This window comes from Halobacterium yunchengense (assembly GCF_037031165.1).
Taxonomy (GTDB): Archaea; Halobacteriota; Halobacteria; order Halobacteriales; family Halobacteriaceae; genus Halobacterium; species Halobacterium yunchengense.
In genome coordinates this window covers 176905-192860 of sequence record NZ_JAYEZL010000006.1, presented here as the reverse complement: position 1 = coordinate 192860, position 15956 = coordinate 176905, and the positions used below count along the sequence as shown (strand labels likewise).

Genomic DNA, 15956 nt, shown 5'->3' with positions numbered 1-15956 from the left:
GCGCCGTCGGTCCCCAGCGTCGATCGGCGTCGGTCCCCACCGGTGACCGGCGTCGGTCCCCACCGGTGACCGGCGTCAGTCCCCGCCGTCGGCGTCGCGGAGTCGCTGCCGGACGCGGTGGGGCGTCATCGGGATCTGGTCGGTGACGAAGTCGAACTCCGCCAGCGCGTCGTTGATGGAGGACGCGACCGCGGCGGGGCCGTCGATCATGCCGCCCTCGCCGGTGCCCTTCGCGCCGGTCTCCGTGAACGGCGACGGCGTCTCCGTGTGCTCCATCTCGACGTCCGGCATGTTCTTCGTCGACGGCAGGAGGTAGTCGAACATCGTGATGGCCTGGGGCTGGCCCTCGTCGTCGTACTGGAACTCCTCCATGAGCGCGGCGCCGACGCCCTGCGCGAGGCCGCCGTGGGCCTGTCCCTCCACGATGGTGGGGTTGAGCATCGTGCCGCAGTCCCGTAGCGTGTAGAACTTCAGGACCTCGACCTCGCCGGTGTGCACGTCCACCTCGACGATGGGCGCGTTCGCGGCGAAGGCCGCCGTCGGGTAGACGGGGTACTTGCTCGTGAGCGCCTCGTCGAAGTCCTCGACCTGGGTCGCCGGGTGGTCGTAGTCGTAGCTCACGCGCGTCAGGCGCTCGTCGCGGTCCGCGTCGAGGTCGGCGAGCGCCGCGAAGTCGAGGCGGTCGCCCGTCTCGCGGTGTTCGACGCCGCCGTCCCGGTAGACGACGTCCTCGACGGCGCAGTCGAAGGCCGCCTCGGCGGCGAGCCGGCGGCAGTTCTCGCGGAGCCGCTCGGCGGCGCCCTCAGTGGCGCCCGAGAGCATCACCGCCATCCGCGAGGCCGCCGTCCCGTACTCCGTCGGCGCGGTGACGCTGTCGAGGTAGCCGACCTCCACGTCGCTGGGCAGCACCTCGAGGCCGTCGGCGAGCAGCTGCGTGACCAGGGTCTGGTGGCCCTGCCCGGAGGTGTCGGTCGCGAGGGACGCCTGCACGGTGCCGTCCTCGTCCAGCGCGATGCGGAAGTGCTCGGGGAGCTCCGCGACGTCCTCGCGGTCGCGGTCGGCCAGGGTCTCCCGGTCGGTGCGCTGGCGGTCCGTCCAGTCCGACCCGGAGACGCCGGGCTCGATGTGGACGGTGTGGCTGACGCCGCGGTACTTGCCCTCCTCGCGTTTCGCCGCGACGACCTCGGGGTCGAGGAGGCCGCCCTCGCAGCGCTCGCGCTCGTCGACGATCTCCTCGATGCGGTCCAGTGCCGCCGGGAAGTCCCCGGAGTCGTAGACGTTGTGCGTCGGCAGCCGGTACGGCAGCTGGTCGGGCTGGATGAGGTTCAGGCGCCGGAAGTCCTCCCGGGAGACGCCGAGCTCCGCGGCCGCCTCGTCGACGACCATCTCGACGGCGTGGATGTGCGCCGGCACGCCGAACCCGCGGTAGGCGGTCTGGCTGGTCTTGTTCGTCATCACCAGCTCGTAGTCGTAGCGGACGTTTTCGATGTCGTAGGCGTTGTTCACGACGGACAGCGGCTTCAGCGCCTGGTTTACGGGGTACCGCGGGAACGCCCCGAAGTCGTCGACGAACCACGTGTCGAGGCCGCGGATGGTGCCGTCGTCGTCGTACGCCAGCCGCACGCGGTACTCGCGGTCCGAGGAGTGCATGTCGCCGCCCTGGAGGTTCTCCACGCGGTCCTCGACGAACGTCACGGGCCGGCCGTCGAGTTGCTGGCTCGCCATCGACGCGAGCGCGCAGTACCGGTGGATGGCGATCTTCGTGCCGAAGCTCCCGCCGACGTCCGCCGGCACCTCCAGGTTCACCTTCTCGGGCGGGTAGCCGAGCGCCTCGTAGACGGTGTCGTCGACGAGCGTGTGCAACTGGATGTTGCAGTCGATGTCGAAGGCGTCGCGGTCGGTGTCGTACTCCGCGACGACGCCCGCCGTCTCGAGGGGGACACCGGAGATGCGGCCCCACGAGTACTCGCGCTCGATGACGTTGTCCGCGGCCTCGAACGCTTCCTCGACGTCGCCGAACTCGAGGGTCTCGCCGTCCGGGACGTTCGTCCCGACGTCCTCGTGGACGACGGTCTCGTCCTCGCGGGCGGCCATCGCGTCCACGACCGGGTCGAGTTGCTCGTACTCGACGTCCACGAGGTCGACGAGGTCCTCCGCGGCGTACCGGTCGGGCGCGAACACCGCGACCACGGGCTCGCCGACGTACCGGACCTTCTCGACCGCCAGCGACCACTCCTCGAAGCCCTCGAGGCCGCAGGGCATCGGCTGGTAGTCCGCCTGGACGTCCTCGCCGGTGAGGACGAGCGCGCAGTCGGGGTGGTCTTCGGCCGCGCTCGTGTCCACGTCGACGATGCGCGCGTGGGGGTGGACGCTCCGGACGAGCGCCATGTGGAGGGCGTTCTCCGGCGCGACGTCGTGGATGTACTCGGCCTCGCCGGTGAGGATGCGGTGGTCCTCGACGCGCTCGAGACCCGTGCCGACGAACGACTGGCGGTCCGACTCCGCCTCGTCGCCGGTGTCGACGTCCGTCGTCGTGCCGGCCTCGGACATTCAGTCGTCACCCCCGGCGCCGCCGTCGGCCCCACCGGTGCGGTCGTCGAGGCCGTCGCTGGGCGCGTCCATCAGTTCCTCGGCCGCCCTGTCGACGGCGTCGTAGATGTTCTGGTAGCCGGTGCAGCGGCAGATGTTGTCCGCGAGGCCGTCCTCGATGGCCTCGCGGTCCGGGTCGGGCTCGCGGTCGAGCAGTTCCTTCGTCGCCATCACGAACCCGCTCGTGCAGAAGCCACACTGGAGGGCGTGCTCCTGGTGGAACGCCTCCTGGATGGGGTGGAGGTCGCCGTCCGCGGCGAGGCCCTCGACGGTCGTGACCTCGCTGCCGTCGACCTGGACGGCGTAGGTCAGACAGCTCTTCACGGCGTCGCCGTCGACGAGCACGGTGCAGGCGCCGCAGACGCCGTGCTCGCAGCCGACGCGCACCCCTCGCTTGCCGCACTCCTCGCGGAGGAAGTCCGAGAGCTTCAGGCGGGGTTCGACGGTGGCCGAGACCGCCTCGCCGTTCACCGTGACCGAGACGGCCTCGGTGGGGCGGGCGAGGCTCTGTGAACTGCTCTCACTACTCATGTACACGACCATCGCGGCGACTGTTCATTATTGTTTCGCCGAAATCGGCGGACGGGACCGGGAGGCCGACGCTCGCGCGGGACCGCAGTTCAGGGCGTCGGGTCGCTGCGCGCGTGAATCGGGCCGGACTGCTCGGCGAGGCGGCCGCCGGACGCGCCGTTCGCCACGGCGACCGCCTCCGCGACGACGCTGAGCGCGATGCCGGTCGGGCCGCCGTCGCCCAGGTCGAGGCCGACCGGCGTCGACACCCGGTCGAGGTCGGCCGGCGAGAACGTCCGGCCGTCCGCGTTCGCGTCCTCCCGGAGGTCCTCGAAGCGCTTGCGCGGCCCCATCAATCCGACGTATCCGACGGCGGTGTCGTCCAGCAGCGACTCGAGGGCGAGCCGGTCGTCGACGAGGTTGTGCGACAGCAGGACGGCGTACGTGCGCTCGTCGTCCACCACGAGGTCGGCGACGTCGTCGGGGTGCGTGGCCTCGACGCGGTCGGCGTGCGGGAACGACTCGCGGCTCGCGCGGCCGCCTCGCGGCGACGCGACGGTCACCCGGAAGCCTGCCTGCGCGCCGAACCGCGCGACCGCGTGGACGTCGTTCTGCGCGCCGAACAGCAGGAGTTCCGGCGCCGGTTCGACGCCGTCGACGAACACCGTGAGGTCGCCCGCGTCGCGAGCGACCTCGAGGGAGGCGTTCGCTCCCGCGTCGCGGGCGTTCGCGGCGGCGTCCCGGAGGTCGCTGCGTGCGTCCGCGGGCAGCGCCGCGCGGTCCTCGCCGGTCAGGAAGTCCCGGCCGTCGAAGACGGCGCGCGCTCCCACGGGGACGTCCGGGTCGTCGCTTCCGACGACCGTCAGCAGCGCCGCCGGTTCGCCGTCGGCGAGCGCGTCCAGCAGCGGGTCGACGGAGTCGTCCAGCGGTTCGACGAGCACGTCGATGACGCCGTTGCAGCCGAGGCCGAGGCCCCACTCGTCGTCGTCCATCAGGTCGAACGTCTCCACGGTCCTCGCGCCGGTCTCCCGGGCGTCCGCCGCGAGGTCGGCGACCGGCCCCTCGAGGCAGCCGGCTGTGATCGCGCCGAGCGCGTCGTCGCCCTCGGGCGCGACGAGTTTCGCGCCGGGACGCCGGTACGCGGACCCCTCGACGCCGACGACGGTGGCGACGGCCGCGGACGCGCCCGCCTCGCGCAGGGAGCGCAGGGCGTCGTGGAGGTCGCGGTCGGTCACGCTCCACGGGTCGTCTCGGTCCATGCCAGCACGTTCCACCCACTGGCACTTAGGCGTTCCTCGAACGTGTAACCGGGACCGGTTTCGCCGCGCCGGGTTCACGGCCGAATGCGGGTACGAAACGCCGTTCACTCGGCCCGCGCCGTGATCGCGCGCCGCCACAGCAGCCAGACGCCGAGCACGGACGCCGCCATCGCCGCGAACCCCACGGCGTACGTGTCGGTGGCGGCGACGAGTTCGCCGACCAACCAGGGGTACGCGAGCGCGCCGGCGTTCCCCACCGCGAGCATCACCACGAGCGTGACGCCGGCGTCGTCGGCGAGGTTCGAGAACGCGAGCGCGAACAGCGGCCCGAACGGCACGCTGAACCCGAGGCCGGTGCCCGCGACGGCGGCGACGACCACGGCCGCGGACTCGTAGTGGACGCCCGCTGCCATCCCGGCGAGCACGACGGCGAGCGCCAGCAGCGAGTGCCGGACGACCGCGCGGTCGCCGACGCGGGCCGCGAGCACGCCGCCGAGCGCGCGCCCGACCACCGTCGTCGCGGCGAACGCCACGAGCGCCGTCGTCGTCGGGACGGCCGCGACGCCGTCGAGGGCGGCCTCGTACCACGTCGTCGCCACCATCAGGAAGCCGAACGTCGCCATGTTCCCGAGACCGAGCGCCAGCCCGACGGGCGACTGCAGCGGCGCGAGGTACGCCCGGAACGGCACCACCGGCTCCTCGTCGGCGGACGCCAGGAACGGCGCGCCGAGCGCGCCCGCGGCGGTCACGGCGGCGACGGCCGTCATCGACGCCCCGAGCCCGACGGCCGCGAAGGTCACGGGCGCGGCGGCGAGCGCGACCGCGAGCCCGAGCGTGAACATCGCGCCGAGGAACCCCTGGACAGTCGAAACGTGCGGCCGTGGCGTGCGGCGGCCGACGTGCTTCATCGCGCCGACGAACGCCGCGCCCTGCCCGAGCCCCAGGAGCGCGCGCGCCGCCAGGGTCGTCGCGACCGTCTCGCCGGCGGACAGCAGGCTCGCGGCCGCGCCGGCGGTGAGGCCGGCCGCCGCGACCCACGCCGCCCGGCGCGTCCGCGTCAGGCGGTCCGCGGGCGCGACCACGGCGAGCTGGCCGAGCAGGAACAGCGTCATCCCGAAGCCGGCGACGCCGGGCGCCACGCCGCGTTCGAGCAGCCGCGCGACCGCCGCGCCGTAGCTCCCGACCGCCAGCCCCATGCCGAGCAGGCCGACGCCGAGGACGGCGAGCGCGCGCCGCGGCAGTTCGTCGCTCACGCCCCGGGGTTCCGCGGCCGGTGTAAAAACTGTCCCGGCTCCGGCGACCGGCGAGCGGTCGGTACGAGCGCGTCAGGGCTCCAGGACCGCCATCCCGTAGGCGTCGCCGGCGCGCAGGTCGCGGTGGTACTCGGGGACTCCCGCGAGGTCGACGGTGCGCGCGTCGTCGACCTCGACGCGGTCGTCGGCGAGCAGGCGCGCGGCACGGACCACCTCGTCCTTCGTGGCGTACCGCGACCCCACCACGCTCGCTTCCGTCACGACGAACTCCTTCAGGAGCGGCGCGAACGAACGCTCGTGGTGGGTCGTGAGCGTGACCACCTGGCCGCCCATCGCCAGCGCCGCCCAGGCGTCCCGCAGCGTCTCGAGGTCCCCGACCGTGTCCACGACCACCGTCGGGCCCTCGCCGTAGGGGGTCGCGGCGCGGACGCGCTCGGGAAAGTCGTCGCCGCGCGCGTCGACCGGCGTGACGGCGTCGGGCGTGACCGCGTCGACGTGCGCGAGACGGTCGTCGTGGACGTCCGCCGCGAGGACGTGCGCGCCCCGCGCCGCCGCGAGCTTCGAGAGGTGGACGCCGATGCGGCCCGCCGCCCCGAGCACGAGTACGGTGTCGTCGTCGCCGACGCCGGTGCGGTCGCAGACGTGCAGCGGCGTCGCGAGGCCGTCCGCCGCCACCGCGCCCTCCGCGAACGACGCGCCGTCCGGGAGCGGGAGGACGTTCGACGCCGGAATCGTGGTGGCGTCGGCGTACGCGCCGTCCCGGTGGACGCCGAACCAGCCGCCGAAGTCCGTACACTGGTTCGTGTCGCCGCGCCGGCAGCGGTCACAGCGCCCGCAGGTCAGGTAGAAGTACGCGAGGACGCGGTCGCCGACCGCGACGTCGGTGACGCCGTCGCCGACCGCGTCGACGACGCCGGCGAACTCGTGGCCGGGGATCCGCGGCGTGAGGCCGGGGTCGTCGCTGAGGCCGCCCCGGACGGCGTTCTCGATGGTTCGGGTGACGCCGCAGGCGCGGACGTCGACGCGCACCTCGCCGGGTGCCGGCTCCGGGCGTTCGACCTCGCGGACCGTCAGGTCGCCGCCCCACTCCTCGAGGACGACTGCGTCCATCCGTGACATACGGGCCCAGTCTGCGCGCTGTCAGTTAGCTGTTCGCCCCGCGGCAGCCCCGGGTGATAATACCCGCTGCGGACCATTCTAAAAAATGTTATAAATGTTTATTGGGGGCGATTGTGTGCCCGAGAGTGTGCCACGAGACACCACCACAGAGTCCAGCGTAGACGCAGAACCACGCACCGACGGCGGGGCCAGGCTCGTCGAGTACGGCATCGAGGAGGAACCGCCGCTCGGGGAGTCCGTCGCCCTCGGCGCCCAGCACCTCCTCGCGATGTTCCTCTCGACGGTCGCGCTCCCGCTGGTCATCGCGGGCGCCATCGGCCTCGGCGGCGCCGACACGACCTTCATCGTCCAGATGGCGCTGTTCGTCGCCGGCGTCGCCACCATCGTCCAGGCGTACCCGCTCGGCCCGGTCGGCGCGCGCCTCCCCATCGTCATGGGCACCAGCGCCATCTTCGTGTCGCCGCTCATCGACGTCGGCAGCGAGTTCGGGCTGGCGGCCATCTTCGGCGCGGTCATCGTCGCGGCGCCGGTCGAGGTCCTGCTCGGGTACGTCTTCGAGGACGTCCGCGGGCTGTTCCCGCCGCTCGTGACCGGTATCGTCGTGATGCTCGTCGGCCTGACGCTCATCCCGACCGCGATGCAGTACGCCGCGGGCGGCCCCGGCGCGCCGACGTACGGGAACCTCGAGAACCTCGGGCTCGCGGCGCTCGTGCTCGTCGTCTCCGTCGTCGTGAACCAGTTCTTCGACGGCTTCCTCCGGGCCGCGAGCGTGCTCGTCGCCGTCGTCGTCGGCTACCTCGCGGCCATCCCGCTCGGCCTGCTCGACCTCTCGGCGGTCGCGGGCGCGTCGTGGTTCTCGCTGCCGACCCCGCTGTCCTACGGGGTCTCCTTCGAACCCAGCGCCATCCTGCTGGTCGCGTTCGCGTACGTCGTCACCGGGATGGAGACCATCGGCGACATCGCCGGGACCACCGAGTCGGTCGGCCGCGAACCCACCAGCGAGGAGACGAAAGGCGGGCTCGTCGCCGACGGCGTGATGTCCGCGTTCGCGGGCGTGTTCGGCGCGTTCCCGAACACGTCGTTCAGCCAGAACGTCGGCCTCATCAGCTTCACGGGCGTCGCAAGCCGGTTCGTCGTCGCCATCGCGGGCGTGTTCCTCGTCGTCCTCGGCCTCGTGCCGAAGGTCGCGGAAGTCGTCGCGGCGATGCCCAACCCCGTGCTGGGCGGCGCCGCCGTCGTGCTGTTCGGGATGATCTTCTCCATCGGGGTGCGCATCGTCTCCCGCGGCGCCGAGCTCAACCGCCGCAACCTCACCATCCTCGCGGTGTCGGTCCTGCTCGGCGTCGGCGTGGAGTGGCAGTCGGACGCGCTCGCACAGCTCCCGCAGGACGTCCAGATCTTCGCGACGTCGGGCATCATCGTCGGCGGGACGATCGCGCTCGTCCTGAACGCCGTCCTGCCCGAGAACGTCCCGCCCGTCGGCGAGGGCCCGGTCGGCGAACCCGTCGCCGGACAGGACCCGGAGGAGGCCGTCGACGACTGAGCACGGGACGAAAGCAGCCGCTCGAACCGCCTATTCTTCGGTGAACGCGACGACCCGCGAGACCGAGGACTCGCCGCCGCGGAACCGCCACGGGAACGTCCCGATCTGGCAGCGCTCGTTCAGCAGCTCCTCGGGTACCTGCGCGTTCTCGACGTGCACGATGCCCTCCGGGAACAGCTCCGTGTGCATCAGCTGGTAGCCCTCCGGCGGGAAGATCTCGTCGAGGTCGTCGACGCCGAAGTGCTCGCGGGCCTCCGCGGCGAGCTCCGGGCGGACGTCCCGGATCACGGTGTTCATCGGGTGGTCGGCGCTCCCGCAGTCCAGGATGAGGTAGTTCAGGTCCTTCTCCTTGCACCAGTCCGCGAACTCCTGGTTCGGGCCGGGGTGCTTGCAGAAGAACTTGTGCGGGTCCGCGTTCTCCTTGTGCCAGGCGTACTCCTGGTAGCCCGTGTGGACGAACAGGATGTCGCCCTCGCGGACGTCGACGACGTCCTCGATCATCTCCGGCGTGTAGACGTCGTAGTCGCCGACCTTCTCGGAGATGTCCGCGACGACGGCGTCGCTGACGAGCTCCTCGAGGGGCATGCTCTCGATGTCCCGGCCGTGGGCGACGAAGTGCTTCTCGCCGTCGAGGTGCGTGCCCGTGTGGTTCATGAACTCGATCTTCTGGCCGTTGACCTTCTCCGTGTCCAGTGACTTCTCGTACCAGACCTTCGGGTTGTCGTAGGTCGGCCAGGCGGGCGTGTCGGCACACCACGGCTGCGTCAGGTCGTGCATCTCGTAGCCATCCAGCATACCCCGACCGTCGCGCGACTCCCTCTTAACGGTTGGCCATAGGGCAGACCGACGGGGGAACACGGCGACGGTACCAAGACTTCGGTCGGCGGGGTGACAGAACGCCGGTCAGTCGAGGATTCGAGGAGACGCCGGTCAGTCGTCGCCGAACACGCCGGCGTCGGCGAGTTCCTCGATCTCCTCGTCGCTGTAGCCGAGCTCCGCGAACACCTCGCGGTTGTGCTCGCCGAGCTCCGGCGGCGGCGACTCGAAGCCGCTGTCGCTGTGCTCGAAGTTCAGGGGGTGCTCGACGACGGGGATGGTCTTGCCGCGCGCCTCCATCTCCGTGACGACGCCCCGCGCCTCGGTCTGCTCGTTGTACAGGGCGTCCTCGACGTCGTAGACGGGGCCGGCGGGGATGCCGGCGTCCTCGACGAGCACGTCCATCCACTCGTCGGTGCTGCGCTCGCGCAGCTCGGTCTCCAGTTCCGCCTCGAGTTCGTCCATGTGCTCGACGCGGTCGCCGTTCGTCTCGAAGCGGTCGTCCTCGGGGAGGTCCGGACGACCGATGGCCTCGCAGAACTGCCGCCAGAGCTTCTGGTTGAGGCACGCGACGTTGATGTGGCCGTCCGCCGTCTCGAACGTCTGGTACGGCGCGAGCACGGGGTCCTTGGTGCCCATGCGCTTCGGTTCCTCGCCGACGAACGCCTTCCCGGCCTGCTTTGTGAGCCACGGCAGGGTGGCGTCGAGCATCCCGAGCTCGACGTACTCGCCCTCGCCGGTGCGCTCGCGGCGGTAGAGCGCGCCCATGATGCCGAACGCCGACCACATCGCGGTGATGAGGTCGGTCTGGGGCAGCCCCACCTTCACCGGTCGGCCGTCCGGTTCGCCCGTGACGGACATGATGCCGCTCATCCCCTGGATGAGGAGGTCGTAGCCCGGACGTTGGCTCCACGGGCCCGTCTGGCCGAACGCCGAGATTGCGCAGTAGACAATCTCGTCGTTGACGTCACTGATTTCGTCGTACGCGACGCCGAGTTTCTCGGCGGTGCCCGGGCGGTAGTTCTGGACGAAGACGTCCGCCTCCTCGGCGAGGTCGTAGAGTGCGGCCAGCCCCTCGGGCTTCTTGAGGTTCAGTTCGACGCTGCGCTTGTCGTAGTTCACCGTCCAGAAGTACGGCGACTCGCCGTCCACGAACGGCGGCCCGGAGTGGCGGTTGTCGTCGCCGACCCCGGGACGTTCCACCTTGACGACGTCCGCGCCCTGGTTCGCCAGCATCAGCGAGCAGAACCCCCCGGTGACGAACGTGCTCAGGTCGAGGACCGTCACGCCGTCGAGTACGTGTCCGTCGCTCATCGTAGTCACCGACGCGGACCCGGGCCATAAATCATTGCCGTCGCCGCGGCGAGCTGGAGTCGACCGCGCGCGCCGCGGATGGGGCCCGGTTCGACCGCTCGTTCGGCATCGCTGAACGCACGCGTTCGTGTTCAAGAACGTGCATACTTCCGAACTGGCGCCTCGGGCCTCGAAGGGCGACAATCCGCAGAGCACCCCGAGTGCCCCGTGTTAGCACACCGTTCACTATCGGGGATTCGCGGCACGAATCGCGCGCCTGTCTGGACAGTTGTCCTGTCCAGTTGAACAAAAGATTTACGTCACCGAACGCAGACGTGTGAACGAACACCATGGACGACACGGGCACCCCGGCGGTGAAGTCGGTCGAGACCACGCTGCGCATCGTCGAGGCGCTCCACGACAGCGGCGGCGCCGGCGTCACGGAGCTCGCCGACGAACTCGCGTTCCCGAAGAGCACCGTCCACAACCACCTGCAGACGCTCGAGCGCAACGAGTACGTCGTCAACGAGGACGGCACGTACCGCGTCGGCACGCGCTTCCTCGAGCTCGGCGCCCACGCCCGCGACCGCCGCGCTGTCTACGAGGTCGCGCGGCCCGAAGTCGACCGCATCGCCGAGGAGACCGGCGAGCTGTCCGGCGTCGTCGTCGAGGAGCACGGCCGCGGCGTCTTCCTCCACCGCGCGAAAGGCGACCGCGCCGTCCACGTCGACACGTACGCCGGCAAGCGGATCTACCTCCACGGCGCCGCGCTCGGGAAGGCCGTCCTCGCGAACCTCCCGGCGGAGCGCGTCGACGAGATCGTCGACCGCCACGGCCTCCCCGCGCTCACCGAGAACACCATCACCGACCGCGAGGAGCTCGCCGACGAACTCGCCGAGATCCGGGAGGCCGGCATCGCCTTCGACGACGAGGAGCGCCTCGAGGGCCTCCGCAGCGTCGGCGCCGCCGTCACCGACCCCGACGGCGACGTCCTCGGCGCCGTCAGCGTCGCCGGCCCGACGACCCGCCTCCAGGACGAGCGGTTCCGCGAGGAGATCCCGGAGGTCGTCCGCAGCGCCGTCAACGTCATCGACCTCAACGTCACCTACTCGTGAGCCGTGACGTATGTACGCCTGTAACGAGAATTGGAGGAGTCGACGCGGTTCGCCTATATAGTAATTTTTCCAGTACGTTTCCGAGGAGAGCCGCGGAATTCGCGGGAACCGGGCTTAAATGGCGTCTAGTACCCTCAAAATACGGTTACGCTGTTAGAAGAGCACCCAGGAGGAACGGCGCCAGTACAGTACTATTCTCGAGTATTATCGTTTCTGTTGGCCTGAAAGTGGAGAATTAGATTCCTACCCCAGCGGACGGTATAACTATATATCTATAAATTCTGATTTTTCTCGCCCCGCGGTCGAGAGGGGCGGGCGGCACCGTTCGCGACAAGACCTTAACGGCCCGGGGACTCTCGTGTGCGTATGAGTCACGACCACGCGGACCTGCTGTGGCGGTCGGACGCCGTCGAGCGCGTCCTCGACGCGCGCGACGCGGCGCTGTCGCGGCTCGGCGTGACGTCGGTCGGCCTCGACGCGGTCGCGGGCCGCGTCCTCGCCGAGGACGTCACCGCCAGCGAGGACCGGCCGGCGCACAGCTTCGCGACGATGGACGGGTTCGCGTTCGACGCGACCGCCGACTACCCCCTCGAGGTGGTCGACCGCGACGTGTTCCCCGAGGACGACCCCGGCGAACTCGGCTCCGGGCGGGCGGTCCGCATCGCGACCGGCGCGCCACTGCCGCGGGGCGCGAACGCCGTCCTGAAAGTCGAGGACGGCGTCGTCGACGGCGGCGAACTCGCGGGCGAACCGGTCGACCCCGGGACGTACGTCTACGAGCGCGCCAGCAACGTCGCCGCCGGCGACCGGCTGTTCGACGCGGGCGAGCGGCTCTCGCCGAAGGACGCCGTCCTGCTCCGCGACCTCGGCGTCGAGTCCGTGCCCGTCCGCGAGCGGTTCTCCGTCGGCGTGCTCGCGACCGGCACGGAGATCCACGAGGGCCGCGTCGACGACCTCGACTCGCCGATGCTCGCCGGCCTCGTGGAGTCCTGGGGCCACGACGCCACCTACGAGGGCAGCGTCCCCGACGACGCCGAGACGGTCCGGGACCGCGTCGCGGCCCTCGCCGAGCGCCACGACGTCGTGGTGACGACCGGCGGCACGAGCGTCGGGCGGAAGGACTACGTCGTGCGCGCGCTCGCCGACCTCGGCGACGTCGACTTCCACCGCGTGCGCGTCCGCCCGGGGAAGCCGATCGCGCTCGCCGACCTCCCCGAGTTCGACGCGACCGCGTTCGCCATCCCGGGCAAGCCCGTGGGCGCACACACCGTCGCCGTGCTCGTCGCGCGACCGTTCTTCACCGGCCGCACGGACCTCGCGACGGTCCCGGCGGCCTGCACTCACGACGTCGGCCTCGGTCCCGACGGCTTCGAGTACGCGGTGCCAGTGACGCTCGACGGCGGCGACGCGACACCCCTCGGGCACACCGCGTCGGCGCTGTCCGTCTACGAGGAGACCTTCGACCCGAGCGTGCTCTCGTCCAGCACGCGCGCGACGCGCGCCGACGGCTTCGTGCTCACCGAGACGCCGCTGGCGGCCGGAGCGGACGTCCGCGTCGTCCCCTATCCAGTGGTCGAATGACGCTCCCCGTCGTCGACCCCCCGGACGCGCGAACGGGCGACGCGACCGTCGCGGGCGTCCTGCTCGCCGCGGGCACCAGCTCGCGGTTCGGCGGCGACAACAAGCTCCTCGCGTCCGTCGACGGCGAGCCGATGGTCCGGCGGAGCGCGCGCACCCTCCTCGACGCCGGCCTCGACCGCGTGCTGGTCGTCGTCGGCCACGAGGCCGACCGCGTCCGCGCCGCGCTCGCGGACGCGCCCGTCGAGTTCGTCGAGAACGCCGACTACGCGTCCGGCCAGGCGTCCTCCGTCCGCGCCGCCGTGCGCGCCCTCGCGGGAGCGGACGGCGACGACGCGTCCGTCGACGCCGCGGTGTTCGCGCTCGGCGACATGCCGTACGTCGACCCCGGGTCGGTGCGCGCGCTGGTCGCGGCCTACGAGGCGGGCGCCGGGTCAGCGCTCGCCGCGGGCGTCCGTGGCGAGCGCGGCAACCCCGTGCTGTTCGACTCGCGGCACTTCCCCGCGCTCGCCGACCGCGAGGGCGACGCGGGCGGCAGAGCGGTCCTGCTGGACGCCGAGGACGCCGCGGTCGTGGAGACGGGCGACCCCGGCGTCCGGCGGGACGTCGACGAACCCGGAGACCTCTCGTGAGCACGTGGTCCGCCGACGGCAGCCAGCGGCCGCGGCCCGACCGCCGGCCGTCGAGTTCCCGCGAACCGGGGGCGTTAACCCCGCCGCGGGCGCACCTCCGGTGATGACCGAGTTCCCGTTCGTGCACACCGTCGCCGTCCGCTACCAGGACTACGACATGCTCGGCCACGTGAACAACGCCGTCTACGCGGCGTACCTCGAGGACGCGCGCACCGAGTTCCTCGACGACTACGTCGGCCTCAGGCCCGGCGACATCGACATGGTGCTCGCGCACCTCGAGTTCGACTACCGCGCCCCCGTCGAGGACGCCCGCGAGGTGGACGTCGCGCTCGCCGTCACGGACGTCGGCACGACGAGTTTCGGGTTCGCCTACGAGGTCCGGGACGGCGACGCGGTCGCCGTCGAGGCCGAGTCCGTGCAGGTGGTCGTCGACCCCGAGACCGCGGAGAGCCAGCCGATCCCAGCGGACTGGCGGGCCGCCCTCGAGGGCGCGCGGCGCTGACGCGCGCCCCGGTCAGGCGTCGGTCGGGGGGAACGCCGCCAGGCGCGCGAGGATCACGTCGACGATGCCCGCGTCGAACGTCCAGAACCCGAAGAACCGGCCGTCGTCGCGTTCCTCGGCGAGCAGCGCGCGCTTCTGTGCGTCGTCGTCGGCGTCCAGCACGACGAACCACGAATCAGTGATCTCCGGGTCCGCCGACGCGTGGACGGCGTGGGCGTCGGTGGGCACTTCCCAGTCAGGCGCGCCGTAGACGTGGGTCTCCACGCCGGCGGCCGCGACGCGTTCGTAGAGCCGGAACTGCGGCCGGAGGTTCGACAGGCGCTGGAAGCCGGCGTGGAGGGTGCCGCCGTACCGCGCCGCGGCCGCCTCGATCTCCCGGGAGGCGACCACCATCCGCGCGCGGCCGTAGTCCGTGAACACGGTCTGGTCGATCTGCCGGAGGAGGTCGGGGTAGTCCACCTCGCTCGGGTCGGCGGCGGCAAGCAGCGGCGAGTCCGGTCTGACGACGCGGTACACCGACGCGAGGTCGCTCGCCGCGACGTACTCGTCGCCGTCGTGGAGCACGACGAAGTTCCGCGGGCGGCCGTCGTCGGTGCCGGCGCGCCGGAGGTCCACGGACTGCACGTCGAAGTACGACTGCACGTCCACCAGCACCTCACGCGGGACGTCGGCGTTGTACAACGACAGCGTGAGCGCGCGTTCGTCCACGTCGTCGACGATGTCGGGGAGCGGCGGCGGGTCGTCGGCGTGCATCTGTCGCTGGCCGGACAGTAGACCGCGCCCCCCTTAAATTCGCGTGCCCGTCGTCACCGCCGCCGGAGGCACCCCCACTCGGCAGCAACGGTCTCGTCACGTCGCTCGGCCGGTCGCCGTGACGCCGATGCCGACGAGGACGACTGCGCCCCCGACGAGCGTGAACGCGCCCGGCACCTCCGCGAACACCGCGAGCGCGAGCAGCGTGCTCACCACCGACTCGCCGAGCAGCGACACGCTCACGACGCTGGACTCGACGTGCTTCAGCGCCCAGTTCACGACGGTGTGCCCGAACAGCCCCGGCCCGACCGCCATCGCCACGAACAGCGCCCACTCCCGTGGCGGGTAGTCGAACAGCGGGATCCCGGAGGCGACCGCGCCGGCGAACAGCGCGACCGTGCAGACGCCGTACACGGCGAACACGTACGGCGCCAGCGACAGCCGCTGGCGGACGGACCGGCCGGCGAGCACGTAGCCCGCGCCCGACACCGCGCCGAGGACGGCGAGCGCGTTCCCGAGCGTCGGCGCGGCGCCGACCGCCGTCCCCGAGAGGAAGTCCCCGGCCGACAGCAGGACGGAGCCGGCGAGCGCCACGAGGATGCCGCCGACGATGCGTGGCCCGACGCGCTCGTCCAGCAGCAGCCACGCGCCCACCGCGACGAACGCCGGCTGGGTCTGCACGAGCGTCGTCGACGCCGCGATGGACGTGAACTCGATGGACGCGAACCACGCCGTGAAGTGCACGGCTAACAGCACGCCGGCGACCCCGACGACGACCCAGTCCGTGCCCGAGACCGTCGCGAACGCCTCGCGCTCCCGGAACGCGAACGGCGCCACCAGCGCCGTCGTGAACAGCACGCGGTAGCCGGCCTTCAGGACGCGGGGCGCCTCGCTGAGCTCCACGAGAATCGCGGACGTGCTCACCGCGACCACCGCGACGGCGACGGCGGCCATCGGCGGCACGCGCGGGTCGGTCCCGGGACTCACACGCCAA

The 15956-nt window shown here is 71.6% G+C and carries 14 protein-coding genes; 5 read left to right on the top strand and 9 right to left on the bottom strand.

Features of this window, described 5'->3' with window-relative positions; genetic code table 11:
- Window positions 1-75 precede the first annotated feature (75 nt).
- The 5 genes from U5911_RS15280 to U5911_RS15260 all read right to left on the bottom strand — a co-directional run bounded on the left by U5911_RS15280 (window position 76) and on the right by U5911_RS15260 (window position 6730).
- On the bottom strand, window positions 76-2550 hold the full coding sequence (locus U5911_RS15280) for a xanthine dehydrogenase family protein molybdopterin-binding subunit (RefSeq protein WP_336037918.1): 2475 nt from the start codon (window positions 2548-2550) through the stop codon (window positions 76-78).
- Window positions 2551-3120: a (2Fe-2S)-binding protein gene (locus U5911_RS15275; protein WP_336037917.1), complete on the bottom strand. Its 570-nt coding sequence runs from the start codon at window positions 3118-3120 to the stop codon at window positions 2551-2553.
- An 89-nt stretch (window positions 3121-3209) separates the two neighbouring features.
- A complete protein-coding gene (locus tag U5911_RS15270) occupies window positions 3210-4358 on the bottom strand; it encodes an XdhC family protein (protein ID WP_336037916.1) in 1149 nt (382 codons plus the stop codon).
- A gap of 104 nt (window positions 4359-4462) precedes the next feature.
- The gene (locus U5911_RS15265; RefSeq protein ID WP_336037915.1) at window positions 4463-5611 is read right to left on the bottom strand and encodes an MFS transporter; all 1149 of its coding nucleotides are present in this window, start codon (window positions 5609-5611) and stop codon (window positions 4463-4465) included.
- A 72-nt stretch (window positions 5612-5683) separates the two neighbouring features.
- Window positions 5684-6730, bottom strand: a complete 1047-nt coding sequence (locus tag U5911_RS15260) for an alcohol dehydrogenase catalytic domain-containing protein (RefSeq protein WP_336037914.1) — start codon at window positions 6728-6730, stop codon at window positions 5684-5686.
- A 127-nt stretch (window positions 6731-6857) separates the two neighbouring features.
- Here U5911_RS15260 and U5911_RS15255 point away from each other — a divergent pair, with 127 nt between their 5' ends.
- On the top strand, window positions 6858-8273 hold the full coding sequence (locus U5911_RS15255; RefSeq protein ID WP_336037913.1) for a uracil-xanthine permease family protein: 1416 nt from the start codon (window positions 6858-6860) through the stop codon (window positions 8271-8273).
- Between the two features lie 30 nt (window positions 8274-8303).
- Here U5911_RS15255 and U5911_RS15250 read toward each other — a convergent pair whose 3' ends face one another.
- Both U5911_RS15250 and U5911_RS15245 read right to left on the bottom strand, forming a co-directional pair.
- Window positions 8304-9068: a cyclase family protein gene (locus tag U5911_RS15250; RefSeq protein ID WP_336037912.1), complete on the bottom strand. Its 765-nt coding sequence runs from the start codon at window positions 9066-9068 to the stop codon at window positions 8304-8306.
- Between the two features lie 135 nt (window positions 9069-9203).
- On the bottom strand, window positions 9204-10403 hold the full coding sequence (locus U5911_RS15245) for a CaiB/BaiF CoA transferase family protein (RefSeq protein ID WP_336037911.1): 1200 nt from the start codon (window positions 10401-10403) through the stop codon (window positions 9204-9206).
- Window positions 10404-10732: 329 nt separating this feature from the next.
- Here U5911_RS15245 and U5911_RS15240 point away from each other — a divergent pair, with 329 nt between their 5' ends.
- The 4 genes from U5911_RS15240 (at window position 10733) to U5911_RS15225 (ending at window position 14209) form a co-directional block, all read left to right on the top strand.
- Window positions 10733-11497 (top strand): IclR family transcriptional regulator, encoded by a 765-nt coding sequence (locus tag U5911_RS15240; protein ID WP_336037910.1) that lies wholly within the window; start codon window positions 10733-10735, stop codon window positions 11495-11497.
- Between the two features lie 366 nt (window positions 11498-11863).
- Window positions 11864-13078: a molybdopterin molybdotransferase MoeA gene (locus U5911_RS15235; RefSeq protein WP_336037909.1), complete on the top strand. Its 1215-nt coding sequence runs from the start codon at window positions 11864-11866 to the stop codon at window positions 13076-13078.
- Entirely contained in the window at window positions 13075-13707 is a 633-nt protein-coding gene (locus tag U5911_RS15230; RefSeq protein WP_336037908.1) for a nucleotidyltransferase family protein, read from the top strand. The genes U5911_RS15235 and U5911_RS15230 overlap by 4 nt, the downstream gene beginning before the upstream one ends.
- 103 nt (window positions 13708-13810) lie before the next feature.
- Window positions 13811-14209, top strand: a complete 399-nt coding sequence (locus U5911_RS15225) for an acyl-CoA thioesterase (protein WP_336037907.1) — start codon at window positions 13811-13813, stop codon at window positions 14207-14209.
- 12 nt (window positions 14210-14221) lie between these two features.
- Here U5911_RS15225 and U5911_RS15220 read toward each other — a convergent pair whose 3' ends face one another.
- Entirely contained in the window at window positions 14222-14962 is a 741-nt protein-coding gene (locus tag U5911_RS15220) for a DICT sensory domain-containing protein (protein ID WP_336037906.1), read from the bottom strand.
- Window positions 14963-15058: 96 nt separating this feature from the next.
- Window positions 15059-15916 (bottom strand): DMT family transporter, encoded by an 858-nt coding sequence (locus U5911_RS15215; protein WP_336038088.1) that lies wholly within the window; start codon window positions 15914-15916, stop codon window positions 15059-15061.
- Window positions 15917-15956: the final 40 nt, after the last annotated feature.